The 24,047-nt window shown below is 72.7% G+C and carries 19 protein-coding genes; 6 read left to right on the forward strand and 13 right to left on the reverse strand.

Annotated elements, in window-relative coordinates; all coding sequences use genetic code 11:
* The first annotated feature begins 3 nt into the window (after positions 1–3).
* A complete protein-coding gene (locus ACXJKF_RS17890) occupies positions 4–879 on the forward strand; it encodes a CHAD domain-containing protein (RefSeq protein ID WP_456789070.1) in 876 nt (291 codons plus the stop codon).
* Here ACXJKF_RS17890 and ACXJKF_RS17895 read toward each other — a convergent pair.
* From ACXJKF_RS17895 to ACXJKF_RS17905, 3 genes are read right to left on the reverse strand one after another with little or no spacing between them, the layout of a single operon-like run.
* On the reverse strand, positions 876–1,517 hold the full coding sequence (locus ACXJKF_RS17895; protein WP_456789071.1) for a hypothetical protein: 642 nt from the start codon (positions 1,515–1,517) through the stop codon (positions 876–878). The two genes, ACXJKF_RS17890 and ACXJKF_RS17895, sit on opposite strands and share 4 nt — an antisense overlap.
* 55 nt (positions 1,518–1,572) lie before the next feature.
* Positions 1,573–4,119 carry an ABC transporter permease gene (locus tag ACXJKF_RS17900; protein WP_456789072.1) on the reverse strand — a complete coding sequence of 849 codons (2,547 nt, stop codon included), beginning with the start codon at positions 4,117–4,119 and terminating at the stop codon, positions 1,573–1,575.
* A complete protein-coding gene (locus tag ACXJKF_RS17905) occupies positions 4,119–4,865 on the reverse strand; it encodes an ABC transporter ATP-binding protein (protein WP_456789073.1) in 747 nt (248 codons plus the stop codon). Before ACXJKF_RS17905 ends, ACXJKF_RS17900 begins: the two co-directional genes overlap by 1 nt.
* Before the next feature lie 215 nt (positions 4,866–5,080).
* On the opposite strand from ACXJKF_RS17905, the gene ACXJKF_RS17910 reads away from it, so the two are divergent.
* The 3 genes from ACXJKF_RS17910 to ACXJKF_RS17920 all read left to right on the forward strand — a co-directional run bounded on the left by ACXJKF_RS17910 (position 5,081) and on the right by ACXJKF_RS17920 (position 7,986).
* Complete coding sequence (locus ACXJKF_RS17910) at positions 5,081–6,466, forward strand: DEAD/DEAH box helicase (RefSeq protein WP_456789074.1); 1,386 nt, start codon at positions 5,081–5,083, stop codon at positions 6,464–6,466.
* A 136-nt stretch (positions 6,467–6,602) separates the two neighbouring features.
* Positions 6,603–7,205: a sulfite oxidase-like oxidoreductase gene (locus tag ACXJKF_RS17915; protein ID WP_456789075.1), complete on the forward strand. Its 603-nt coding sequence runs from the start codon at positions 6,603–6,605 to the stop codon at positions 7,203–7,205.
* Positions 7,206–7,239: 34 nt separating this feature from the next.
* Positions 7,240–7,986: a ferredoxin reductase gene (locus ACXJKF_RS17920; RefSeq protein ID WP_456789076.1), complete on the forward strand. Its 747-nt coding sequence runs from the start codon at positions 7,240–7,242 to the stop codon at positions 7,984–7,986.
* A 64-nt stretch (positions 7,987–8,050) separates the two neighbouring features.
* Here the strand turns inward: ACXJKF_RS17920 and ACXJKF_RS17925 are convergent, their stop codons facing one another.
* On the reverse strand, positions 8,051–10,732 hold the full coding sequence (locus tag ACXJKF_RS17925) for a phosphoenolpyruvate carboxylase (protein WP_456789077.1): 2,682 nt from the start codon (positions 10,730–10,732) through the stop codon (positions 8,051–8,053).
* Positions 10,733–10,859: 127 nt separating this feature from the next.
* Here ACXJKF_RS17925 and ACXJKF_RS17930 point away from each other — a divergent pair, with 127 nt between their 5' ends.
* The gene (locus tag ACXJKF_RS17930) at positions 10,860–11,855 is read left to right on the forward strand and encodes a ketopantoate reductase family protein (protein WP_456789078.1); all 996 of its coding nucleotides are present in this window, start codon (positions 10,860–10,862) and stop codon (positions 11,853–11,855) included.
* 61 nt (positions 11,856–11,916) lie between these two features.
* Here the strand turns inward: ACXJKF_RS17930 and ACXJKF_RS17935 are convergent, their stop codons facing one another.
* The 4 genes from ACXJKF_RS17935 to ACXJKF_RS17950 all read right to left on the reverse strand — a co-directional run bounded on the left by ACXJKF_RS17935 (position 11,917) and on the right by ACXJKF_RS17950 (position 16,102).
* Entirely contained in the window at positions 11,917–13,338 is a 1,422-nt protein-coding gene (locus tag ACXJKF_RS17935) for an endo-1,4-beta-xylanase (protein ID WP_456789079.1), read from the reverse strand.
* A 253-nt stretch (positions 13,339–13,591) separates the two neighbouring features.
* Positions 13,592–14,014 (reverse strand): DUF3237 family protein, encoded by a 423-nt coding sequence (locus tag ACXJKF_RS17940; protein WP_456789080.1) that lies wholly within the window; start codon positions 14,012–14,014, stop codon positions 13,592–13,594.
* On the reverse strand, positions 14,011–14,937 hold the full coding sequence (locus ACXJKF_RS17945; protein ID WP_456789081.1) for an alpha/beta hydrolase: 927 nt from the start codon (positions 14,935–14,937) through the stop codon (positions 14,011–14,013). The genes ACXJKF_RS17940 and ACXJKF_RS17945 overlap by 4 nt, the downstream gene beginning before the upstream one ends.
* Before the next feature lie 139 nt (positions 14,938–15,076).
* Positions 15,077–16,102 carry a LacI family DNA-binding transcriptional regulator gene (locus ACXJKF_RS17950; protein ID WP_456789094.1) on the reverse strand — a complete coding sequence of 342 codons (1,026 nt, stop codon included), beginning with the start codon at positions 16,100–16,102 and terminating at the stop codon, positions 15,077–15,079.
* Between the two features lie 219 nt (positions 16,103–16,321).
* On the opposite strand from ACXJKF_RS17950, the gene ACXJKF_RS17955 reads away from it, so the two are divergent.
* On the forward strand, positions 16,322–17,758 hold the full coding sequence (locus ACXJKF_RS17955) for an endo-1,4-beta-xylanase (RefSeq protein ID WP_456789082.1): 1,437 nt from the start codon (positions 16,322–16,324) through the stop codon (positions 17,756–17,758).
* Between the two features lie 292 nt (positions 17,759–18,050).
* Here the strand turns inward: ACXJKF_RS17955 and ACXJKF_RS17960 are convergent, their stop codons facing one another.
* The 5 genes from ACXJKF_RS17960 to ACXJKF_RS17980 form a co-directional block, all read right to left on the reverse strand.
* Entirely contained in the window at positions 18,051–18,197 is a 147-nt protein-coding gene (locus tag ACXJKF_RS17960; RefSeq protein ID WP_456789083.1) for a hypothetical protein, read from the reverse strand.
* 90 nt (positions 18,198–18,287) lie between these two features.
* Positions 18,288–18,905: a CG0192-related protein gene (locus ACXJKF_RS17965; RefSeq protein WP_456789084.1), complete on the reverse strand. Its 618-nt coding sequence runs from the start codon at positions 18,903–18,905 to the stop codon at positions 18,288–18,290.
* Positions 18,906–18,964: 59 nt separating this feature from the next.
* Entirely contained in the window at positions 18,965–20,248 is a 1,284-nt protein-coding gene (locus ACXJKF_RS17970; RefSeq protein WP_456789085.1) for an RICIN domain-containing protein, read from the reverse strand.
* Between the two features lie 33 nt (positions 20,249–20,281).
* On the reverse strand, positions 20,282–21,751 hold the full coding sequence (locus ACXJKF_RS17975) for an RICIN domain-containing protein (RefSeq protein WP_456789086.1): 1,470 nt from the start codon (positions 21,749–21,751) through the stop codon (positions 20,282–20,284).
* Between the two features lie 188 nt (positions 21,752–21,939).
* Positions 21,940–23,880 (reverse strand): glycosyl hydrolase 53 family protein, encoded by a 1,941-nt coding sequence (locus ACXJKF_RS17980; RefSeq protein ID WP_456789087.1) that lies wholly within the window; start codon positions 23,878–23,880, stop codon positions 21,940–21,942.
* Positions 23,881–24,047: the final 167 nt, after the last annotated feature.

Below are 24,047 nucleotides of genomic sequence, written 5' to 3' on the forward strand. Positions count from 1 at the left end.
CAGATGGGATCCGCCGTGGAGGTCGTGCAGGCGTACGTCACGGCCCAGGTCGAGCGGCTGCTCGCCGCCGTCCCCGGTGTCCGGGACGGCGACGACGACGCCGTGCACGACGCCCGGGTGGCCACCCGGCGGCTGCGCGCGGCGCTGTCGGTGTACCGCCCGGTGCTGGACCGCTCCGTCTCGGACCCGGTGAGCGACGAGCTGGCKGACCTCGGCCACGTGCTCGGCGCCGCCCGTGACGCCTACGTCGAGGGCCACGCGCTGCGACGCAGGCTCGCGCACGAGGACCCCGCGCTCGTCGTCGGCCCGGTCGAGCGGCGGATCGACGAGGACCGGTCCGCGGCCCGCCTCCAGGCACAGGACCGCGTGGACGCGTGGCTGGCGTCGGCACGCTTCGCCGAGCTCGTCGCGAGCCTCGCGCAGGACCTGCCGGCCGGTGCCCGCGCCTCCCGCTCGGCCGCCGAGGTCCTCCCCCGCCGCGCTCGTCGCGCGTGGGACCGCCTCGACCGCGCCCTGGAGGCCTCCGCGGCGGCCGCTCCCGGGGTGGACCGCGACGAGGCGCTGCACGAGGTCCGCAAGGCGGCGCGGCGCGCCCGGTACGCCAGCGAGGTCGCGGTGGCAGCCGTCGGCGCGCCCGCACGGCGCAGCGCCCGGCGGGCGCACCGCGTGCAGGAGGTGCTCGGGACGCAACACGACGCCGTGACCCGGCAGGAGACGCTGCGGCGCCTCGCCCACCAGGCCGACCTCGACGGGGAGAGCACGTTCACCTACGGCCGCCTGCACGCGCTGGAGCAGCGCGCCGGGGAGGCGGCACGGCACGCGGCCGAGAAGCCCCTGCGCCGGGTGTCCCGACGCGGGCACCGCCGCTGGATGCGCTAGTCCGAGGGGTCGCCCGTGCGGTGGTTGTGGCCGAGGCTCTGCAGGAACCGCGGGCCGTCGGCGGCGAGCTCGGCGACGTACGCGGCCGCCCACGTGCCGTACGGCGCCCCGGCGAGCGCGTCGTTGGAGAACCGCGGGTCCGAGGTCACCTCGGTGATGCAGAAGTCGGGGATGGTCAGGTCCGTGACCGGGCCGCCGCGCTCCACCTCGGCGATCATCAGCGGCGCGTTGCCGCCCGTGAACGTGTCCACCACCCAGCCGTCGTCGCCCAGCCACACCGAGTGGCGGGTCTTGGCCACGCGGGCGCCGCCCCGGCGGACCAGCTCGATCCCGACGGAGACGTCGAGCTCGCGCTCCGCCTCGTAACGGGTGCCCTCGTTCATCGGGCCCTTCACGGTGATGGCGCAGAAGTCCATCTGGTCGGCGTACCGGTCGAGGATCGCCAGCTCGTCCAGGCCACGGTCCAGGACCAGCCCCTCGACGGTCGCCTGCACCCGGACGCGGACGGCGAACCCGGCGTCGGCCAGGACGTAGCTCTGCACGATGAGAGCCGGGGACGCGTCGAGCAGGTCGCCGGGCACGTCGCGCGCCCAGAAGCGACGCTCGAACTCGAAGTCGCCGTACCCCGTGTCGCTCACCCTCCGAGGGTATCGGCCGAGGTCACCACGGGCGTGCACATCGACCGCCCGTCGCCTACTCGGTGCTCACCGCCTCGAGCACGGGCAGTCGCGCGGCGCGGACGGCCGGCCAGAGCGCGGCCACCACCCCGACCACCACGGCGAGCGCCAGCATGAGCGCGAGGCTCGCCCAGGGGACCGCGAGCGTCCGCAGTCCCACGTCCGCGAACACCGTGGGCAGCGTCGCGGCGAGCGCGACCCCCATGACCAGCCCGACGGTGGTGCCGAACACCGCGGTGAGCACCGACTCCAGCGTGATCGTGCTGCCCAGCTGGAGGCGGCCCAGGCCGACCGCGCGCAGCAGCCCGATCTCACGGGTGCGCTCGATGACGGACAGCGCGAGCGTGTTCACGATGCCGAGCACCGCAATGACGACCGACAGCCCCAGCAGGGCGTAGAGGATCACGAGCACGCGGTCCACCTGCGCGGCGAGGTCCGAGACGAACTCCTCGCTGTCCATGACGGAGACGACGACGTACGGGCGGACGGCCGCGGTGAGCTCGTCGCGCAGCGCCTCCACGTCCGCCCCGTCCACCGCCGTGACGAAGACCGTGGTCACCCGCTGCTCGTCGGGCGGGAACAGCGGGTCGAGCACCTCCTGCGACACGACGAACGGCACGCCGAACGCGGGCGAGTCGATGACCGCGCCGATCGTGAGCGTCGTGGCGCCCGACGAACCGACGAGCTCGAGCTCCTGGCCGAGCGACCAGTCCTCGTCGTCCATCGTGGTCCGTTGCACGGCGACCTCACCGGCTGCGAGCGCGGCGGGGAAGTCGCCCTCGACCACGTCGGTCCGGATGCTGCGCCCGACGGCCGTCGGGTCGATGCCGGTCACCGCGAACGGGGTGTCGTCCACCAGCACGCTGGCGGTCGCGAACGTGTCGGCCGCCTGCACGTCGGGCAGCGCCCGGACGTCGACCACCGCCTGCTCCGGCACGGTGCCCTGGGCGGCGCCGCGCAGGATGTAGTCGGTGGTCGCCTCCTGCGTGACGATGGCGCTGGTCGACGCCTGGGTGGTCGCCGCGATCACGGCGGCAGCGCCGACGAGGGCCATCCCGACCATGAGGGCCCCCGCCGTGTTCGCGGTGCGCCGGGGGTTGCGGGTGACGTTGCCGCGCGCGAGCGGACCCACGGGACGCCAGCCGGCGAACGGGAGGGCGGCTACTCGCAGGAACCCCCGCGCCAGCACCGGCGACGCGGCGAGCACGCCGAGAACCACGGCGCCCGCACCGATCCCGAGCATCGCTCCCGCGTGGTCCGCCGTCGGGTCGAGCAGCGCGAGGACCACCGCGGCGACCCCCAGCGCCACCAGCACGATCCCCACGACCGCGCGCCGGCTCAGGGAACGCTCCGGCAGCGTGACCTCGTCGCGCAACGCCTCCACCGGTGGGACCAGCGCCGCGCGACGGGCCGGCAGGGCCGCGGCCAGCACGCTCACCAGGGTGCCCACGAGCACGGACACCATCAGGGTGAAGCCGTCCAGCGGCACCCGGCCGGTGAGCTCCATGCCGAACCTGCCGAGCACCTCGCGCAGCACGACGACGAGACCGAGCCCGCCCGCGACGCCGAGGACCGCACCGACCACGCCGACGATCGCGGCCTGCAGCACGATCGAGGTGAACACCTGCAGCGGGGACGCGCCGACCGCGCGCAGGAGGGCCAGCTCGCGCGTCCGCTGCCGGACCCACATGGAGAACGTGTTGGCGATGATGAAGCCGCCGACGAACAGCGAGACGCCCGCGAACACGAGCAGGAACGTCGTGATGAACCCGAGCACCGTGAGGATGTTCGCGGTGGACTGCTCCCGCACCTCGTCCCCGGTGACCGCCTCCGCCGGAGTGCCGCTGGACGCCAGGACGGGGGTCAGCCGGTCGACCAGCTGCTGCTCGGTCAGCCCGTCGTCCGCCAGCACGGAGATCGTGGCGACCGTGCCGTCCGGCGCGAACACGGCCTCGGCGGTCGCCGGGTCGAGGAAGACCACGGTCGCACCGGCCAGCGCCGCACCGAGACCGATCTCGCCCACGACCGTGACGGGGAGGACCTCACCGCCCACCACGACGCTCGTCGCGTCGCCGACCACCAGTCCCGACGCGGCGAGCGACGCGGACTCGACCGCGATCTCGTCGCCCGCGGCCGGGGCCCGCCCGGCCACCACGTGCACCGCCGGGTCCCGCGGGTCGTAGGAGAACGCGAAGCTCGGGGCCTGCGTGCTCTGCACCGCGGTGCCGTCGGCGCCGACCAGGACGAGCGGTCCCTGCACGTCGGGAAGGACCGCGGCCACCCCGTCGACCTGCTCGAGCTCGTCCACGAGGGTCAGCGGCACCGGGTTGCGCACCTCCGGGGTGATCCGGTCCGGCCCGCCCGTGCCCCCGGCGGGCTCGGAGCCGCGCACGTAGGCGTCACCCAGGGTCGTCGTCGCGACGATGTCCGTGAACGTGGAGCTGAGCATGGTGCGCAGCGCGAACGTCCCCGCGACGAACGCGACACCGAGCGCCACGGCGAGCACCGAGAGGCAGAACCGGACGAGGTGCGCCCGCACCCCGCGCAGTGCGACGCGGACCATCAGACGGCGGTGGGACGGGCCGTGAGCACCGTGAGTGCAGAGAGCACGCTCTCCGCCGTGGGGTCGCGCACCTCGCCCACCACACGCCCGTCCGCCAGGAACAGCACCCGGTGGGCGTAGCTCGCCGACGTGGGGTCGTGCGTGACCATCACGACGGACTGCCCGAGGTCGTCGACGCTGCCGCGCAGGAACCCGAGCACCTCCGCCGCGGACGTGCTGTCGAGGTTGCCGGTGGGCTCGTCGGCGAACACCACGGCCGGCCGCGCCACGAGCGCCCGCGCGCACGCGACCCGCTGCTGCTGCCCCCCGGACAGCTCGCTCGGCTTGTGCCCGAGCCGGTCGGTCAGCCCGAGCGTCTCAACGACGAGGTCGAGGTGGGCGCGGTCGACGGGCCGCCGGGCGATGTCGAGCGGGAGCGTGATGTTCTCCAGCGCCGTCAGCGTGGGCACCAGGTTGTACGCCTGGAAGACGAAGCCGATCCTCGTCCGGCGCAGCGCGGTGAGCCGCCTCTCGGACATGCTGCTCACCGTCTGGCCGTCGACCACCACGCTCCCGGACGTCGGACGGTCGAGCCCCGCCAGGCAGTGCATGAGCGTCGACTTGCCCGAGCCGGACGGTCCCATGATCGCGGTGAGCTCCCCGCGGACGAGCTCGACGTCGACCCCGTCGAGGGCCCGGACGGACGTCGCGCCCGCACCGTAGACCTTCACCAGGTCGTGCGCGGAGGCGATCACAGCAGCGGTCATGCGGGGGCGTTCCTCCTCGTCAGGCGGGCGTCTGCCACCGATCGTCCCCTGTGACGCTCACCACCGCGAGCCCGCTGTCGGCATCCCGTGTGAGAGGGTAAGCACACCAAGGGCTGCGCGAACCTGCGCGCCCCGCGTCGTGGAGGTCCCCCGGAGCACCCGCTCTGGTTGCTCTGGCGGCGGACCCCGACCAAGCCCCGAGAGGCTCTCTCTTTATGACGTCGTTCACCGATCTTGGCGTGCCCGCTGCCCTCACGGCAGCGCTGACCGCGCAGGGCATCACCGCCCCCTTCCCCATCCAGACCGCCACGCTGCCCGACTCGCTGGCCGGCCGTGACGTCCTCGGCCGTGGCCGCACGGGCTCCGGCAAGACCCTCGCGTTCGCCCTGCCGCTCGTCGTGCGGCTCGCCGCCACGGCCGGCAAGGGCAAGGCCCCCCGCCGCCCCCGCGCGCTGGTGCTGGCACCGACGCGTGAGCTCGCCTCGCAGATCGACGCCACCATCGCGCCGCTGGCCAAGGTGCTCGGCCTGAACACCACCGTGATCTTCGGCGGCGTGTCGCAGGGCAAGCAGACCTCCGCGCTCAACGGCGGCATCGACATCGTCATCGCCTGCCCGGGCCGCCTCGAGGACCTGCTGAACCAGAAGGCCCTCACGCTCGACGACGTGCAGATCACCGTGCTCGACGAGGCCGACCACATGGCCGACCTCGGCTTCTTGCCCGGCGTCAAGCGGATCATGGACAAGACGCCGAAGAACGGCCAGCGCCTGCTCTTCTCGGCCACCCTGGACAAGGGCGTCGACCAGCTGGTCAAGCGGTACCTGACCTCGCCGGTCGAGCACTCCGTGGACAGCGCCGAGTCCCCGGTCGCCGCCATGACGCACCACCTGTTCGAGGTGCGCGACGCCGACGCCAAGAAGCAGGTCGTCCACCACCTCGCCTCCGGCACCGGCCGCCGCGTCCTGTTCATGCGGACCAAGCACCAGGCCAAGAAGCTGGCCAAGCAGCTGACCATGGACGGCATCCCCGCCGTGGACCTGCACGGCAACCTGGCGCAGGGTGCCCGCGAGCGGAACCTCGAGGCGTTCTCGTCCGGTGCCGTCCGCGTGCTGGTGGCCACCGACATCGCCGCGCGCGGCATCCACGTCGACGACATCGAGCTCGTCGTGCACGTCGACCCGCCGGCCGAGCACAAGGCGTACCTGCACCGCTCCGGCCGCACCGCGCGTGCCGGGTCGGGCGGCGACGTCGTCACGATCGTCCTGCCCGAGCAGCGCGGCGACGTCCRCCAGCTCACGCGGGCCGCGAAGATCACGGCGACGCCGAAGCCCGTCTTCCCCGGCGACGCGACGCTCACGCGCCTCGTCGGCGAGGTCGCCGCGCCGGTGAAGTACGTGGCCCCGCCCGCTCAGCCCACCAGCGGTGGCGGCGGTGGTGGCGGCGGACGTGGCCGCGGACGTGGCCGCGGTGGTGCCCCCGCAGCGGCCGCTCCGGCTGCCGGCTCCGGCCAGCGTCGCCGTCGTGGCGGCAGCGGTCGCGGCAACGGCGGGTCCGGTGCATCGACCTCCGGCGGTCCGCGCGTCGTCTACTCGCGCGGCTGAGCAACCGAAAGCACAGGTCAGAGGCCGGTCCGATTCGTCGGGCCGGCCTCTGGCGTTCCCGCCGGGCCCGGCCGCATGATGATCCGGAGCGTCTCCGACACCCGGGAGTGAGCATGTCGAACCGCACGGCGTCCTGATGGCGATCATCTCCCGCGGGTTCCGCGGCAAGCGTGAGGTCGACCCCCGGATCCCGCCCGGCCAGTACCTCGAGCGCGGGTTCCCCGTGCTGTCCGCAGGCCCGACTCCGCGCGCCGACCTCTCCACGTGGACGTTCTCGATCACCGCCGGCGGAGCGCAGCGCGCGACCTGGACGTGGTCGGAGCTGACGCACCTGCCCCACGACGACATCGTCAAGGACATCCACTGCGTGACCAAGTGGAGCAAGCTCGACTCCGCGTGGCGCGGCATCTCGCTGGACACGTTGCTCGACGGCGTCGAGGTGGCGCCCGAGGAGCAGTACGTGATGGCGCACTGCGACGGCGGCTACACGACGAACCTCCCGCTGGCGGACCTGCGCGGCGGCAAGGCCTGGATCGCGTACCAGTACGACGGCGCGCCGCTGCCCCCCGAGCACGGCGGGCCCGCCCGGCTGCTCGTCCCGCACCTGTACTTCTGGAAGTCCGCCAAGTGGGTCCGCAGCCTCGACCTGATGACCGAGGACACGTGGGGGTTCTGGGAGCGGCTCGGGTACCACGCGTACGGGGACCCGTGGAAGGAACAGCGGTACTGGGGTGACTGACTCACCTGCCGGCTCCCTCTATGCACTGCCGTGGATGGTCGGCACMCTCGTCTCCCGCACCGCCGAGACGCCCACCGCGATCACCCTGGAGCTCGACGTGCCCGGCTGGCGCGGCGCGCTGGCCGGCCAGCACGTCGACGTCCGCCTGACCGCCGAGGACGGCTACTCCACGCAGCGCTCCTACTCCCTGGCCTCCCCCGGCACGATGGGGCTGCCCGGCGTCCCGCCCGACCCGGCTGCGCACGACAGCCGGATCGCGCTCACCGTGCAGGTGGTCGACGACGGTGAGGTGTCCCCGTACCTGACCGAGGACCTGCAGGTGGGCGACGAGATCGAGCTCCGCGGACCCGTCGGGCACTGGTTCGTCTGGCAGCCTGCCGACCCGCACCCCGTGCAGCTCATCGGCGGCGGGTCCGGCCTGGTGCCGCTCATGTCGATGCTGCGCACGCGACGGCTGGCCCGCAGCCGCGCCCCGTTCCGCCTCGTCGTCTCCGTCCGCACCCCGACGGACGCGATCTACGCCGACGAGCTCGAGGCGCTGGGCGGCGACGTCGAGATCACGCGCGTGTGGACCCGCCAGGGACCGGACGGCTGGACCGGACGGGTCGGCCGGATCGACGCGGCCCTGCTGGCGGCCGCCTCCTTCCCGCCCGACGAGCGCGCGCACGTGTACGTGTGCGGGCCGACCCCGTTCGTGGAGTCGGTGGCCGACACGCTGGTCGACCTGGGCCACGACCCGGAGCGCATCCGCACCGAACGGTTCGGGCCGACCGGGCCGTAGACGCCGGAAGGACCCGGCGCGAGGCCGGGTCCTTCCGTCGACCACGGTCCGGGGACGGCGCCGGTCAGCCCGTGTTCTGCAGGCCCGCGGCCACGCCGTTGACGGTGAGCAGCAGGAGCCTGCGCAGGTCGTCCGCCTGCTCGGGGGCGTCGCCCGTGCGCAGGCCGCGCAGGGCGCGCAGCTGGAGCAGCGACAGGGCGTCGACGTACGGGCTGCGCAGCTGGACGGCCCGGCCGAGGATCCGGCGGCGGGACAGGATCGCCTCGCTCTGCGTGATGGCCAGCACCCACTGCCGGGTCAGCGCCATCTCCTCGAGCACGAGCTGCGCCAGGTCGTCGCGGTCCCCGAGCGCCAGGTACCGCTCCGCGATGCGCTCGTCGGTCTTGGCCAGCGACATCTCGACGTTGTCGATCATCGTGGTGAACAGGGGCCACTGCGCGTACGCCTCGCGCAGCTCGTCCAGGTCTCCGGTCGCCGCCAGCGCGGTGCCCAGGCCGTACCAGCCGGCCAGGTTGATCCGCGCCTGCGACCAGCTGAACACCCACGGGATCGCGCGCAGGTCGTCCAGCGACTCGACCGACAGGCCACGGCGCGCGGGCCGGGAGCCGATCGGCAGCAGACCGACCTCCTCCAGCGGGGTGACCTCGGCGAACCACTGCGGGAAGCCCGGGGCCTTCACCAGCTCGTGGAACCGGGTGCGGGACGCCTCGTCGAGCTGCGCGGCGAGCGACGTGAACCGTTCGGTGGCCGCGGAGTTGCGGCGCTCGACGGACGGCGCACCGGCCAGGAGCGTCGCCGCGGCGACCTGCTCGATGTGCCGGGCGGCGATCACCGGGTCGCCGTAGCGGGCGAAGATGACCTCGCCCTGCTCGGTGAGCTTGAACCGGCCGTCGACGGACCCGGGCGGCTGCGCGAGCAGCGCACGGTTGGCGGGGCCGCCACCGCGCCCCAGCGCACCGCCGCGCCCGTGGAACAGCGTCAGCACGATGTCGTTGCGCCGCGCCCACTCGGTGATGCGGCGCTGCGCGGCGTCCAGCGTCAGCGTGGCGGAGACCGGCCCGACGTCCTTCGACGAGTCCGAGTAGCCGAGCATGACCTCGACGCGACGGCCGTTCTCCGCCAGCCGGCGCTGCACCTGCGGGAGGGCCAGCGCACCCTCCAGGATGTCGACCGACGCCTCGAGGTCCGCGAACGTCTCGAACAGCGGGATCGCGTCGATGACGGGTGCATCGACTCCCGCGAACGCGATCTCGGCCAGCTGGTACACCGCGGCGAGGTGCTCGGCGGACTGCGTGAACGACACGATGTAGCGGCGGGCCGCGAGCACCCCGTAGCGGCGCTGCACGGCGCCGATGGCGCGGAACGTGTCGATGACCTCGACGGTGCGCGGCTCCAGGGTGCCGTCGATACCGTTCTTCGCGAGGTCCGCCAGCGCCCCGGCGTGCACCTGCGAGTGCTGCCGCACCTCGAGCTCGGCCAGGTGGAACCCGAAGGTCTGCACCTGCCAGAGGAGCCGCTGCAGGTCCCCGTAGGCCGCGCGCGTCGCGCCCGCCTCCGCCAGGGAGCGCTGCACGACGTCGAGGTCGGCCTCCAGCTCCGAGGCCGCGCCGTACCCGAGGTCGGCGTTGCGCGTCCGCGTGGCGGCGATGCGCTCGGCCAGGAAGTAGACGACCCGCCGGTGCGGCTCGTTCGGGGCGTCACCCGCGATCCGGGTGGCCAGCGACGCGGACAGACCGCGCTGGCGCTGCCAGAGCGCGCTCAGCTCGGCCGAGCCGGGCGTCCCGGAGGCGTCGAGGGTGAGCCCGTGGGCGGTCTTGCGGGCCGACGACTCGAGCTCCAGCAGGGCGTGCTCGGAGGCCATCGCCGCAGCGGTCTCTGTGATCTCGGCGGTGACGTTCGGGTTGCCGTCGCGGTCGCCGCCGATCCAGGTCCCCAGTCGCGCGAACGAGCGCACGGCAGGAGCCGTCGTGCCCGCGGCGTCGGCCAGCAGCCAGTCGTCGAGGCGGCGGTAGACCGCCGGAAGCACCTCGGCCAGCGTCGCCTCGAACACGTTGATCACCGTGCGGACCTCGTCGAGCACCGACGGCTTGGCCTCGCGGAGCGGGGCGGTGCGCCACAGCGTGTCGATCTCGCCCAGCAGCCGACGGTCGTTCTCCGCCAGCGACATCCCGCCCGTGTAGCGCAGGTCGCGCTCCGCGACGAGCTCCGCGATCCGGCGGATCGCGCTCGACACCGCCCGGCGACGCGCCTCGGTCGGGTGAGCGGTGAACACGGGCCGGAACTCGAGCTCCGCGAGCCGCTGCCGCGCGACGTCCTCCCCCACCTCGTCGGCCAGCTGCGCGACCGCCGAGGGCAGCGAGTCGTCCGGTGCCAGGTGGTGCGGCAGGAGGTTGGCCTCGCGGTCCCGCAGGACGCGCACGCGGTGGAACTCCTCCGCGGTGTTGGCCAGGTGGAAGTAGCACGTGAACGCCCGTGCGACCTCTTCGGCGCGGGCCAGGCTGAAGCCCGCGACGAGCTCCTCGGCCTGGGCGAGCGCTCCGGCGTCGGGACCGTTGTGCGCCCGGATGGCGAGCTCGCGCAGGTGCTCGACGTCGGCCAGCAGGTCGTCGCCGCCCGCCTCGCGCAGCACCCGGCCGAGGAACTCGCCGAGCACGCGGACGTCGTTGCGCAGCGGCTCGGGGACCTCGTGGCTCACGGGGCTGGTGGCACTCGTGGCGGTGTCGCTCGGGGAAAGAGGTGCGGTCACGGGCCAAAACTAAGGCACGCGGCCCGATCGGGTCCCCTGAGTCCGAGCGATGGGCAGTGTGACGTACTCGACCCCGGCGTACGCAGCCCGCGGGCGACCGGCCCTGACTTCGTGCGACGGTGTCCCGGTGCGACACATCATCATCGGGACAGGTGCCGTCGGCGGGGTCATCGGCGGGCTCCTGGCGAGCGCCGGGAAGGACGTCGTCCTCGTCGCCCGCGGAGCGCAGCTCGAGGCTCTGCGCACCGACGGGCTCGAGGTCACGACGGCTGCCGGCACCGTGCGCGTGCGCCCGCCGACCGCCGCAGGACCGCAGGACGTCGACCTGCAGCCGGACGACGTGCTGGTGCTGGCCGTCAAGAGCCAGGACACCGCCGCGGCGCTCACGGCCTGGGCGGACCGCCCCGTGGCCGGTGGTGGGACGGCCGCCGAGCGGCTCCCCGTCGTCTGCGCGCAGAACGGCGTGGACAACGAGCGGGCGGCGCTGCGCCGGTTCGCCACGGTCGTCGCGATGTGCGTCTGGCTGCCCGCCACGTTCCTCGAACCCGGTCGCGTCTCCGCGGGCGGCACCCCCGTGCCGGGCATGCTCACCGTCGGGCCCGCCGCTCCGATCGCCGACCCGGGCCTGGTGACCGCCTACGCGCGCGACCTCACCGACGCCGGCTTCTCCGCGCCCGTGACCGCCGACGTGATGGCGTGGAAGTACCGCAAGCTGCTGTCCAACCTGGCGAACGCGGTCGAGGCGCTGTGCGGCACCGCGCGCGACGACGCGGGCGCCGAGCTGGCCGCCCGGGCCGACGCCGAGGGTCGTGCGGTCCTGGCGGCCGCCGGGGTCGCCGTGCTCGACGAGGACGTGCACGACGCCGCGCGCGCCGACTTCACCATGAGCCGTCTGCCCGGGCAGGAGCGCACCGGCGGGTCGTCGTGGCAGTCGCTGGTCCGTGGCACCGGGTCGATCGAGGCCGACCACCTCAACGGCGAGATCGTGCTCCTGGGCCGGCTGCACGGCGTGCCGACCCCGGTGAACGCGGTCCTGCAGCGACACGCGCGGCGAGCGGCCGCCGCGGGCGCGAGGCCGGGCTCGACCACGGCGGAGGCCCTGCTGCACGAGGCGACCGGCTGACGCCGGAGCGGGCACGGCCCCCGGGTGGAGGCCGTGCCCGCTCCGCTGTCGTCTCAGACCGTCAGGAGGCCGAGCACGTGACGCTGGGCCACGTCCAGTTGCCACCGTGCTGGACGGTGAAACCGAACGACGTGGTCTGACCGGCCGAGAGCGCACCGCTGCCGCTCGGTCGCATGGTCATCACGTTGCCGGACGAGTCCCACGACGCGGACCCGTTCCACGTCGCGATGATCTTCTGCGGGCTGCGCACCGTGACGGTGGACTGCCAGCCGCTGATGTTGGAGTTCGCCCGGATGGTGACCGTGCCGTTGAAGCGGTCGTTCCACTTCTGCCCCTCCGAGTACGTCGCCGTGCAGCTGCCGCCCGAGGGCGGGGGCGTCGTGGTCGTCGGCGAGGGCGACGAGGTCGGGTTCGACGTCGGGTTCGAGGTCGGGTTGGACGTCGGGGTGGTCGTGCCGCCCGCGTTCAGCTGGTTGAGCACGCTGGTGTACGCGGCCTTCTTGTTGCCGGAGCCGTCGAAGAGCAGCGGCGTGCCCGAGGCGCGCCAGGAGTCCGAGTCACGCACGCCCCAGACGGTGATGCCGGTGCAGCGGGCGACGGACAGGCAGGCCTGGACGACTCCCTGGTACTGCTGGGCCTGGGAGCTGCCGGAGCCCTCGATGTCGAGCTCGGTGATCTGCACGTCCACGCCGAGCGCGGCGAAGTTGCGCAGGGTCACGTCGTAGTTGGACGGCACGGGGTTGCCGGAGTTGAAGTGCGCCTGGAAGCCGACGCAGTCGATCGGGACGCCGCGGGACTTGAAGTCCTTGACCATGTTGTAGACGCCCTGCGTCTTGGCGTGGCTCCAGTTGTCGGTGTTGTAGTCGTTGTAGCAGAGCTTGGCGCCGGGGTCGGCGGCGCGGGCGGCGTGGAACGCTGCCTCGATCCAGTCGTTGCCGGTGCGCTGCAGGTTGGAGTCGCGACGACCGCCGGACGAGCCGTCGGCGAACGCCTCGTTCACGACGTCCCAGGCGTAGATCTGCCCCTTGAAGTGCGTGGCCACCTGGGTGACGTGGTTCAGCATGGCGTTGCGGAGCGCGCTGCCGGACATGTTCTGCATCCAGCCCGGCTGCTGGGAGTGCCATGCGAGCGCGTGGCCGCGCACCTGCTTGCCGTTCTGCCGCGCCCAGGACACGATCCGGTCGGCGCCGTTGCCGTAGCTGAACTGGTTCTGGTTCGGCTCGGTGGCGTCCATCTTCATCTCGTTCTCGGCCGTGATCATGTTGAACTCACGGTTCGCGATGTTCGAGTACGTGCCGTCGCTCAGCCGGTTCGCGGCGATGGCCGTGCCGAAGTAGCGACCGCTCTCGGTGGCCGCTGCCTGCAGGGTGCTGCCCGCGGCCGCGGCCGGGACTGCCAGCGCCACGGTGAGGGCGGTGACGGCGAGGCCGCTCACGGCGGCGACGAGCCGTCCGCGTCGGTGCCTGAGTCGTGGGGTCGTCATTGATCCTCCTGGGGGTGCATGCGTCGGCTGATCGCCGGCGCGCCACACACTCGACCGGTTCCGACGAGCGGGTCAAGGATCCGAGATGCTTCGGTAGTTTCGACGTCCCGTTCGAAACGTTTTTCCACTCTTACGGGTGATCTGCACCGGTGTAAATTGGTTCGATATCGATATCGAACGCACGCTTCGTGGCCGCGCTCCCACCACCTGCTCGGGTGAGGCAGCGCAAGTATCGGAGTCGTTCCCTGCGGCGTCAGAGGTCCGCACCGACGAGGTGGACCTCGATCCGCACCCTGCCCTCGTCCAGACGCGGCGTGAGCAGTCCGACGTAGACCCCCGTGCGCAGGTGCACCGGCCCGCCGTCGCCGACGTCGAACCGGGGCGACGTCAGGATCGGCGCCGGGGCGTCGGCGGCATGGACGGCCGTGTTCGTCACCGAGACGACCGCCCCGTCGGCCAGCCGGAGCTCGTACCGCGCCCACAGCTCCACCGAGCCGTCGGGACGCTCGAGGTTCCAGTCGGCGCCGCCGGGCAGCACGACCCCGACGAGCCCGTCGGACACCGTGCCCCCGACGATCGGGATCACGCGACGGTGGCCGGTCGGCGTCCGGCCGACGTCGACGACCGGTCCCAGGAGCGCGTCGATGGAGAAGACGTGCGTGCCCCGCACCCTCACGGCCGCTCCCCCGCGCGCGCGTCGGCCAGCACGCGTCGCAGGAAGTCCGCCATGCGGGCCCATGCCGCGACGGCGTGCTCCTCGGGGCCGACGTGGGTGAAGCCATGACCGCTGCCGGGGACGACGACGTGCTCGACGACGACGCCCGCCTCCCCCAGGCGCGCGGCGAACAGATCGCCCTCGGCGCGCAGGAGGTCGTGCTCGGCGGTGATCACGAGGGTCGGCGGCAGGCCGGCGAGGTTCGCCGCCAGGACCGGCGAGGCGAGCTCGTCCGAGCCGTCCTCCGGCGTCGGCAGGTACCAGGCGTTGAAGCGGGCGCCCACGCTCGCGAGCTCGGCGGCACCGGGCGAGCCGGCGTCGGCGAGCTTCGCGCTGGGCGGTGTGGCCAGGTCCAGCGGGGCGTAGTCGACGATCAGGCCGCGCACCTGAGGGGTGCCGTGGCGCCCGGCGACGAGACAGGCCGCGACCGACAGGTTCCCTCCGGCGCTGTGCCCGCCGACGGCGATCCGGGAGCCGTCGGCGCCGATCGTCTGCGCGTCTGCCATCAGCCACGCCAGGAGCGCGGCGGTCTGGTGGACCGCGGCCGGGAACTTGTGCTCGGGCGCCAGCAGGTAGTCGACGTTCACGACCACGCATCCCGCCGCGTCGGCGAGGTACCGGCAGTAGGGGTCGTCGTCCTGCCAGTCGCCCCGCACGAAGCCCCCGCCGTGCAGGTTGACGAACACTCCCGGCACGTCCGGCCCCCCGGCCGGCCGGTAGACCATGAGCTCGGCGACCGGTGCGTCCCGCGGCAGACGCACCCGTTCGCCCGTGCCGAGCGGCAGGTGCGGCAGCGCGCGCGGCAGCCGGCGGGCATGCTCCCGTGCGTCCGACCGGAACGTGGCGATGTCGTCCTCGATGGCGGGCTGTGCGGTCGGCTGCACGGCTCCCCCTCTCGTCGTCGTCGGCTGAGGCCGTCGCGTCGCGGACGACCGGATCGCTTCTACACCGGTGTAGATCGGCATGAGGCGTCACCTTCGCAAGGCCCGTGGGAGGTGTCAATCGTCGCCTCCGGCCGTCGCGTCAGCCGGGGCGTCGCGGCGTGCTCTCCCGCTCCACGAGCCGCATGCCGGCCAGGTAGAGGACGGGCGAGCCCTGCTCGGCGTCGGGGCGCTGCGGCTCCTGCAGGCGGCGACGCAGGATGTCGACCGCGACGTTCGCGATCTCTCGCCGGCCGGGGTCGACGGTGGTGAGCGTCGGCACCGAGTACCGGGAGTCCTCGATGTCGTCGAAGCCCACGACGCCGACGTCCTGCGGGATCGCCAGCCCGCGCGCCTGCAGCTCGTACATCGCGCCGATGGCCAGGGCGTCGTTGAACGCGACCACGCCGTCGACGCGCACCCCGGAGTCGAGCACGTCCGCCATCGCGCGGGCGCCGTTGCCCCGGTGCCAGGCGTCGTCAGCCCAGCCGAGCAGGCGGGTGTCGACCTCGATCCCCCGCGCCTCCAGCGCCTTGCTGTACCCGGTGTAGCGCAGCCACGCCGATCCGGCCGTCTCGGCGTGCAGCATGCCGATCGCGGCGATCTGTCGTCGACCGGCGTCGAGGAGCAGGTCGGTGGCCGCCTGCGCGCCGTCGATGTTGCGCATGGTGACGTGGTCGACGCTGGAGGAGAACATCTGCTCCCCGAGCAGCACGAGCGGGTAGCCCAGGTCGTCGAGGAGGTGCGCATCGGCCTGGACGAGGGCCGCCGGGCTGAAGATCAGGCCGTCGACGAGCCCACCGCGCGGCACCCGCAGGGCAGCGAGCTCACCTTCCCGGGTGAAGCCGGTCGGCTCGATGAGCACCTGGAGCCCGTGCCGCCGGGCGGCCGCGAGGATCTCGTCGGCCAGCTCACCGAAGTACGGCTGACCGAGCTCGGGGACCGACAGCCCGACCACCCCGCTGCGCCCGGACCGGAAGATCTTCGCGGTCACGTTGATCTCGTAGCCGAGGGCGTCGACGGACGCGCGCACGCGCTCTCGCGTCGTCTCGCGGACGTGGGGGTAGCCGCTGAGCACGTTCGAGACCGTCTTCACGGACACGCCGGCGTGCCGCGCGACGTCGGCCATCGTCGCCACATGCCCTCCTTCACCTCGCTGCGTCGCAGCGCGGGCCAGGGCGGCCTGAGCGCCGCGACCCGGGCGGTCGCAACATACCCGACGGTCGTGGCGCCACGGTGGGGTGATCGATCTACACCGGTGTAAATCGTTTCGCGCCCTGGAGGCGGGAAGCCGGCGCGGGCAGTGTGAACGCTCACCGACCGTCCCGTTCTCGAGGAGAGGTGCCGCATGACCACCACACCACGGCGAGGGCGGCGCGCCTTCGTCGCCGCGACGCTGGCCGTCGCGACAGTCCTGACAGGTCTCGCCGCCGCCCTGCCCGCGCAGGCCGCGGCCAGCACCCTGGGCGCCGCCGCCGCGCAGAGCGGCCGCTACTTCGGCACTGCGATCGCCGGCGGGCGGATGAACGACTCGACGTACATGACCATCGCGAACCGTGAGTTCGACATGATCACGGCCGAGAACGAGATGAAGCAGGACGCGACCGAGCCGAACCAGAACCAGTTCAGCTATGCCAACGGCGACCGGATCGTCAACTGGGCGCTGAGCAACGGCAAGCGGGTCCGCGGCCACACCCTGGCCTGGTACTCCCAGCAACCGGGCTGGATGCAGAACATGTCCGGGTCGGCGCTGCGCAACGCCATGATCAACCACGTCAGCCAGGTCGCGACCCACTACAAGGGCAAGATCTACGCCTGGGACGTGGTGAACGAGGCGTTCGCCGACGGCTCCTCGGGTGCGCGTCGCGACTCGAACCTGCAGCGCACCGGCAACGACTGGATCGAGGTGGCCTTCCGGACCGCCCGCGCCGCCGACCCCGGCGCCAAGCTCTGCTACAACGACTACAACACCGACGACTGGTCCCACGCCAAGACCCAGGCCGTCTACAACATGGTCAAGGACTTCAAGGCGCGCGGCGTCCCGATCGACTGCGTCGGCCTCCAGTCGCACTTCAACCCGCAGAGCCCGGTGCCGAGCAACTACCAGACGACGATCTCCAGCTTCGCCGCGCTCGGGGTGGACGTGCAGATCACCGAGCTCGACATCGAGGGCTCGGGCTCCTCGCAGGCGGAGAACTACCGTCGCGTCGTCCAGGCGTGCCTCAACGTCGCGCGCTGCACCGGCATCACCGTGTGGGGCGTGCGTGACTCCGACTCGTGGCGCTCGTCGGGCACGCCGCTGCTCTTCGACGGCTCCGGCAACAAGAAGGCCGCCTACACGTCGACCCTCAACACGCTGAACGCGGCGTCGCCGACCCAGAACCCGACCACCCCGAACCCCACCCCGACGACGCCCGACCCGACCCCGACGACGCCGACCCCCACCCCGACCTCGGGACCGGGCACCGGCTGCTCGGTCGTCTACACCGCCCCGAGCCAGTGGCCGGGCGGCTTCACCGCCAACGTCCGCATCACCAACCTCGGGACTGCGGTCAACGGCTGGACGCTGACCTGGTCCTTCCCGGGCAACCAGGCGGTGACCCAGGCGTGGAGCGCCGCGGTGACGCAGAGCGGCTCAGCGGTGACCGCCCGCAACGTCGACTACAACCCACGGATCGCCACGGGGGGCACGGTCGACTTCGGCTTCAACGGCTCCTGGAGCGGCAGCAACACGGCGCCGACCAGCTTCCGGCTCAACGGCACGCTCTGCAACGGGAGCGCGTAACCGAGGCGACCCCGACCCTGACGCCCACACCCACACCCACGCCGACCGCCACCACCCCGACGGGCACGCTCCCGTCGAGCTTCCAGTGGTCCTCCACCGGGGCGATCGGCCTGCTGACGCAGACGGGCTCGACCTGCTGAGCGCGCCCCGCTGAGCCCCGTGCCCGACCGCCCGTGCAGATGGCGGTCGGGCACGGACCCCGTCTGCGCCACCGGGTCGTCGCACCCGCGCTCAGACCATGGTCAGGCTGCGGTATCACCCGGGAGGTCGACGACACCCTGCCGCGCTCGGGTCAGACGTCCTCGCCCTCCGCCGGCTCGCTGGCGTGCTCGCGCACGTCGGGTCCGCCGGACCCTGCCGTCCCCTCGGCGCCCTCGGCCGGTTCGGTGGCGTGCTCACGGGTCTCGTCGTCCGGGAGCGGCGGGGTGTCGGTGCTCATGTCTGTCTCCTCCTCCGGGTGGCCCTCGGCGGGCCTCCCGGCGACCGTACGCCCGGGACGACGAGCCGTCCTGGCGAGCGGCCCGCCACCTCACTCGGCGTAGGCGAGCAGGACCGGGGACTCCAGACCCGACCACGTGCCGGTCAGGGTGGACTCGCGGTCGGTGGGAGCCGCGTGCCGGTCGAGACGTCGGCGCACGACGATGCGCAGGGCTCCGGACAGGTCCAGGACCGTCGTCGAGACGTCCGAGGACACGCGCACGTCGCCGACGGGCGGGACGTCGCCCGGGCGGGAGCCGCTCCCGGTCACGCGGATGCTCGGTTCGCGCGGGGTGTCGGTGCCCTCGACGATCTCCTGGGCCTGCTCGACCCCCGCCAGCAGCACGGACGCGAGCACGCCGGCGTAGACGGGGTCACCGGTCGCGTCGTAGATCCAGCGCTGCCCGAGCACCGAGTGCTCCATGGTGCAGATCAGGAGCTCGTCCGCCCCGTCCAGCGGGGTGCCGCGATAGGTCAGCGGAACCTGGAGCAGGTGCCCGTCGGCGGACGACAGGACATGTGTCTCGATGCCGACCTCGCCGTCCGGGTCGTCGAACCGGTACGCACCGACCAGCTCGAACCCTGCCACGCCCCACGGCTGGGCAGGGACCCAGGCGGCGAGCAGCTCCGCCTTGGTGGGACGGATGGTGGCGCGGTGGAGAAGGGCCATCCGCCGACCCTAACGTGCGACCGGACGACCCCCGTCGCTCGACTGCGAGCTGGGTGACGTCACCTCACGTAGGCCGCCAGTCCGAGCCCCTGGTCCCGGACCGCTCGCGCGACGAGGCCGGCGATCTGCCGGGCGCCCGCGGCCTCGAAGTGGGTGTGGTCGTCCGCGAAGAAGGCGCCGACGGTGCCAGCGGTGTAGTCGCCGTTGAACGGGCAGAACTTCTGGCTGGTGTAGTAGGTGTAGCTCAGCCGGTGCAGGTCCACGACGGGGGTCCCGGTGGCGGCGCCCACGTCGAACGTCTCGGTGAGGAACCCCCGGTTGGGCGTGGCGGTGCTGCCGTTGCAGGTCAGCGCGGCCACGGGGGTGAGCAGGACCGGGTGGGCGCCGCGCTGGCGGGCGGCCGCGACCATCGCGGTCAGCAGCTCCCGGTACCGGGCCGGGCCGACGTGCCGAGGGCAGGTGGTCGATCCGTCGTTGATGCCGAACTGGATGAGCAGCCAGTCCCCGGCCTTCAGCCCGGTCGATGCGGTGAGCATCGACTGCCAGCGGGTGGCGTAGGCGGTGGAGGACAGCGCGCACTCGCCCGCAGCCGTCGTCCCGCTGGTCACGGCCGACTCGTACAGCCAGGTCTGCACGCTGCGTCCGCCGACGGCGTTGTTGACCACGGTGGCATCCGCCGTGAGGTAGCCGCCGAGCTCTCGTCCCCAGCCGACGATGCTGCCGCCCGACGAGCTCGCCATCGTGGAGTCACMCGCCAGCCAGACGGTGACCGGCCCGCTCGAGGTGGGCGGGGTGCCCACCCGCGCGAGCTGCCACTGCTGGCTGCTCGCGCCGGTGTCGCCGTTCTGGACGACCTTCGCGCCGTCGGCCGTCGACGCGCCCGCGACGTCCACCGCCTTGCCGCTGTTCTTGTTGATCAGCCGGACGAAGCCGCCGTCCGAGTCGGCGAGCCGGAACAGCTGGTTCGCACCCCCGTTCTCCGCGTACTGCACGAGCGGGGCCCCGTCCGCGGTCGACCGGGCAGACACGTCCAGCACCTTGCCGGAGCTGCGGGACCGGAGCTTGTAGTAGCCCCCTCCGCTGTCGACGAGCTGCCACTGCTGGTTGGTGCCACCCGTGTCGCGGTACTGCACGATGGCGGCGCCGTCGGCGGTCGAGCGCCCGGTGACGTCGAGCACCTTGCCGCTGGTGCGGTTGACCAGCACGTACCAGGCCGACGTGTCGACGGTGGCTGCCGACGCCGCTGTCGCCAGAGTGAGGCCGCCGGTGACGGCCATCACGGCGGCGACCGCGACGGCGAACCACGTCCGCCATCCACGCTTCCGAGAGATCTTTCCTGGCATGCTCGTCACTCCCTCAGCTCGCTTGTCGGTGGGTCAGCGCGCCGGGGTGGCCCACTGCTGGTTGGTGCCGCCGTTGTCGGACCACTGCACGACGGGCGCGCCCTCGGCGGTCGACCGTCCGGAGACGTCGAGCACCTTGCCGCTGTTGCGGTTGACGAGCCTGACGTAGCCGTTGCCCGCGTCGACCAGCAGCCACTGCTGGTTGGTGCCGCCCGTGTCCCGGTACTGCACGACGACGGCACCGTCGGCGGTCGAGCGCCCGGTGACGTCGAGCAGCTTGCCGCTGGCGGCGTTCACGAGCTTGACGTAGCCGCCGCCCGCGTCGACGACGTTCCACCGCTGGCTGACGGCGCCGGTGTCGGTCTGCTGGACGACGGCGGCAGCGTCGGCGGTGGAGGCACCGGCGGGCGCGAGGACCTTGCCGCTGTTGCGGTTGACCAGCGCGACGGTGCGAGTGGCCGGGACCGTGCCGCCGAGGTGGCTGGCGAGGACCGGACCGAGCCGGTCGGCGATCGCACGGTGGCCCGCGTCGTTGGGGTGCACGGAGTCGCTGAGACCGCTCGCCGGCAACCAGCCGGTGGTGTCCACGAAGTGGACGTTCGCGTCACCGGCGGCGTTCCGGGCCTGCACCGCCGCCTGCGTCTCGGCGGAGTACCGACCGATGAACGTCCGCATCGCCAGCACCGTGGCCCGCGGGTACCGGGCGCGGACCTCCTGGAGGAAGGTGACGTACCTGGCCTGGAAGTCCGGTCCCGACACACCATGGCTCTTGTCGTTGGTGCCGAGGTTCACCACCACCACGTCCGCCGCGTACCGGGAGAAGTCCCACTCGGGGGTGCCCAGCGTGCCGCTGGCGAGCCGATAGCGCCGCTCGTGCCCCCAGCAGCCGTCCGCCGTCTCGGCCAGGCACATGCCGCCGATCGCGATCTGGGTGTGGTCCACCCCGAGCCGCTCCCCCACGACGAACGCGTAGTCGGTGACCGCGAGCTTGCTGCTGGTCGCCCCGGCGGTGATGGAGTCGCCGACGAACTCGACGAGCCTGGACCGGGCCGGCGGTGCGTAGGTCTGGGCGCCCGCGTCCAGGCTCAGACCGGTGAACACAGCATCCCCGCGGTAGGACCCGGCCACCTGCCGGTAGCTGACGACCAGCGTGTGGTTGCCCGCGCGCAGCGGCGTCGGCGTCAGGTTGACGGTGCCCGACACGTTCGGGTGCGCGACGAAGTCCCCGCCGTCGATGCTGGCCCACAGGTCGACCGTGCTGCGCTGCTTGAGCTTCACCGTCGTCCCGGTGAAGCCGACCCGCAGGTACGCGCCCGCCCAGTTCGGCACGGCGTCGGCCGACGACCGGTTCCAGCGCCCGACGAAGACGATGTTGGGGTCGGACGGCGATCCGTCACCCGTCGCCGCCTGCGCTCCACCGGGACCGACCAGGCCGGAGATCACCAACGTGACCCCGAGCACGGCTGCCGTGGCAGCGCGCCGCATCGTTCGTGTCCACCACATGTTGTGTCCCTCCGAGCGGAGATCGGGTGGAGCCCGACCCTGCCCCGGAGCGAACGTAGGGAGTGGACACGCTGCGGATCCAGGCGATGAAACCTTTCACTGGAGATCGCTTACCGGGCGGCACCAGCGAGCACCACACCGGCGGTGGCCCGCGAGGGGCCACCGCCGGCCGTACGCCGGGCGAGCGCTCAGGAGGGGGTGAGAGCTCTCCGGACGACGTCGACGACCGCGGTCACCGGACCGTGCGCGGCCGTGGTCCCGCTGATGACGACCTGCCCGGGGCGCGACGGGGCGCGGGGCKGGACCGCGTCCCAGGTCACGGGCACCGCGTGACGCGTGCCGTCGGCGTCCAGGACGTCGACGGTGCGGGGCAGCGTGATCGCGCTCGAGGTGCGGACCGACCGGTAGACGGTGTCGGCGACCACGAACTCGGCGTCGCTGGCCTCGTAGACCTCGATCGTCTCGTGGAACGTGAGCACCGGCCACGCGCTGCTCGACCAGTTGATCATCTCCTGCCAGTTCGCGGGCTCCCAGACCAGGACGCCGGCGCCGCGGTTGTCGGGCAGGTCGTTCGCGATCCGGAAGACGTCCTGCAGGAACAGGCCGGCACCCTCCGCCGTCTTGGGGTACGGCGAGTTCGGGACCGGGATCCCGTCCCAGTCGTTCGACTGGTGCGACGTCTCGGCGATCTCCATGGCGTAGCCCGGGTGCGCCGCGGCCACCTGGTGCAGGTTCGACTCGTAGTGCTCGGGCGTGCCGTGCCAGTCGGGGTAGTACGAGTGCGCGATGACGTCGATGTCCTGGCCCTTGGCCTTCAGCCGGGTGAGGAACTGGTCCCAGAACTCGAGCGTCTTGTCGACCCGCCCGTTGTCGATGATCACGTGGGTCTCCACGGGGATGTCCGCACCGTGCGCCGCCGCGACGTCGCGGACGGCGGCGATGCCCGACGCCTGCAGGGTGGTGAACCGGTCCCAGGCGGCGTCGTAGGCGGCCTGCTCGGCCGGGTCGTCCGAGCCCCAGTAGTCCCAGAGCAGGGCACCGCCGGGCTGCGAGACGAACGACGGGTCCTGGTTGAAGTAGCACGAGCCGCACCACGCCGCGTCGTCGAACCACGGCAGCGGGCGCTCGCTCCCCCACATGAACCCGTTGATGAGCTCGTTGCCCACCGCGACCTTCTCGGGGGTGGTGCCCTGGGCGACGAGCGCGTCCACCGTCGCGTAGGTGTAGTCGTAGACCGCCTGGGTCAGCTCGTCGAAGGGCAGCTCACGCCACGCGGTGGGCTTCGCCTGCTTGCTCGGGTCGGCCCACGAGTCCGCGTAGTGCAGGTCGATGCCCAGGCCCATGCCCTGATCCACGACCTTCTGCGCGACGTCGAGGGTGCGCTCCGGGCCCTGGTACGCGGGCTCGAGGTACTCGCCGGTCTTCTCGTCGCGCGGGTCGTTGAAGACGCGCAGGCGGGTGTACTCCATGCCGGCGTCGGCCGCCGCCTCGAGGAGAGGTACCGCCGGGGCGCCCTCGTCCACGACGTAGGTGAGGCCCTGTGCGTCATCCTGGTCGGCGTACGAGAGGTCCGCGCCCAGCACGACGTCGTCGCGCAGGTAGTTCCACACGGACAGCTCGCTGATCCCGGCGACGGCGCCCGGGGACACCTCCGTGATCGTGACGCGCAGGTAGGCGATCCCGGCGCGCGCGACGAGGTGCTCCTCGCCGCGACCCGCCACCGTGTTCTTCTTGCGGTCGACGAGGGTCTTCCACCGGTGGCCGTCGGCGGAGGCCTCGACCGTGTACCGGTAGGTGCCGTGCGCGTCGGGGAAGACGAGACCGACCTTCCGGATGTTGTCGTACGCGCCGCCGAGGTCGAGGACGAGGGAGGGCCGGCCCTTGCCTCCCTTGTTCTGCACCGTCCACGCGGTCGCCGGGTCGCCGTCGACGGCGAGCTCCGCACGGGCCTGCCCCTCGCTGGCGCTCGCCGTGACCCAGGGCTTCGCGGCGAGGTTGCTGCGGACGGGTGCGAAGTGCACCTGGCCGTCGGGTTCCTCGGCCGGGGCGGGGCCCGCACTGCCGAGGACGAGGGCGCCCGCGGCGAGGAGGGCGAGCGTGGCGGTTCGGCGTCGGCTGATCGGCTGCATGGGACGTCCTTGTCTCATCGGGGTGTGCACGTGCACAGCACCTGGTCACCGTAAGAGCGCGCGAAAGCGGCGTCAAGATGTCGCGTATGTCTGGCGACATTGGGAGCGTGCACAGCCATCGACGGCGCCGGCAGCGGGACCGCCACACGCGTGCCCACCGGGCAGCC

It is taken from the genome of Cellulomonas sp. P5_C5 (assembly GCF_054049655.1).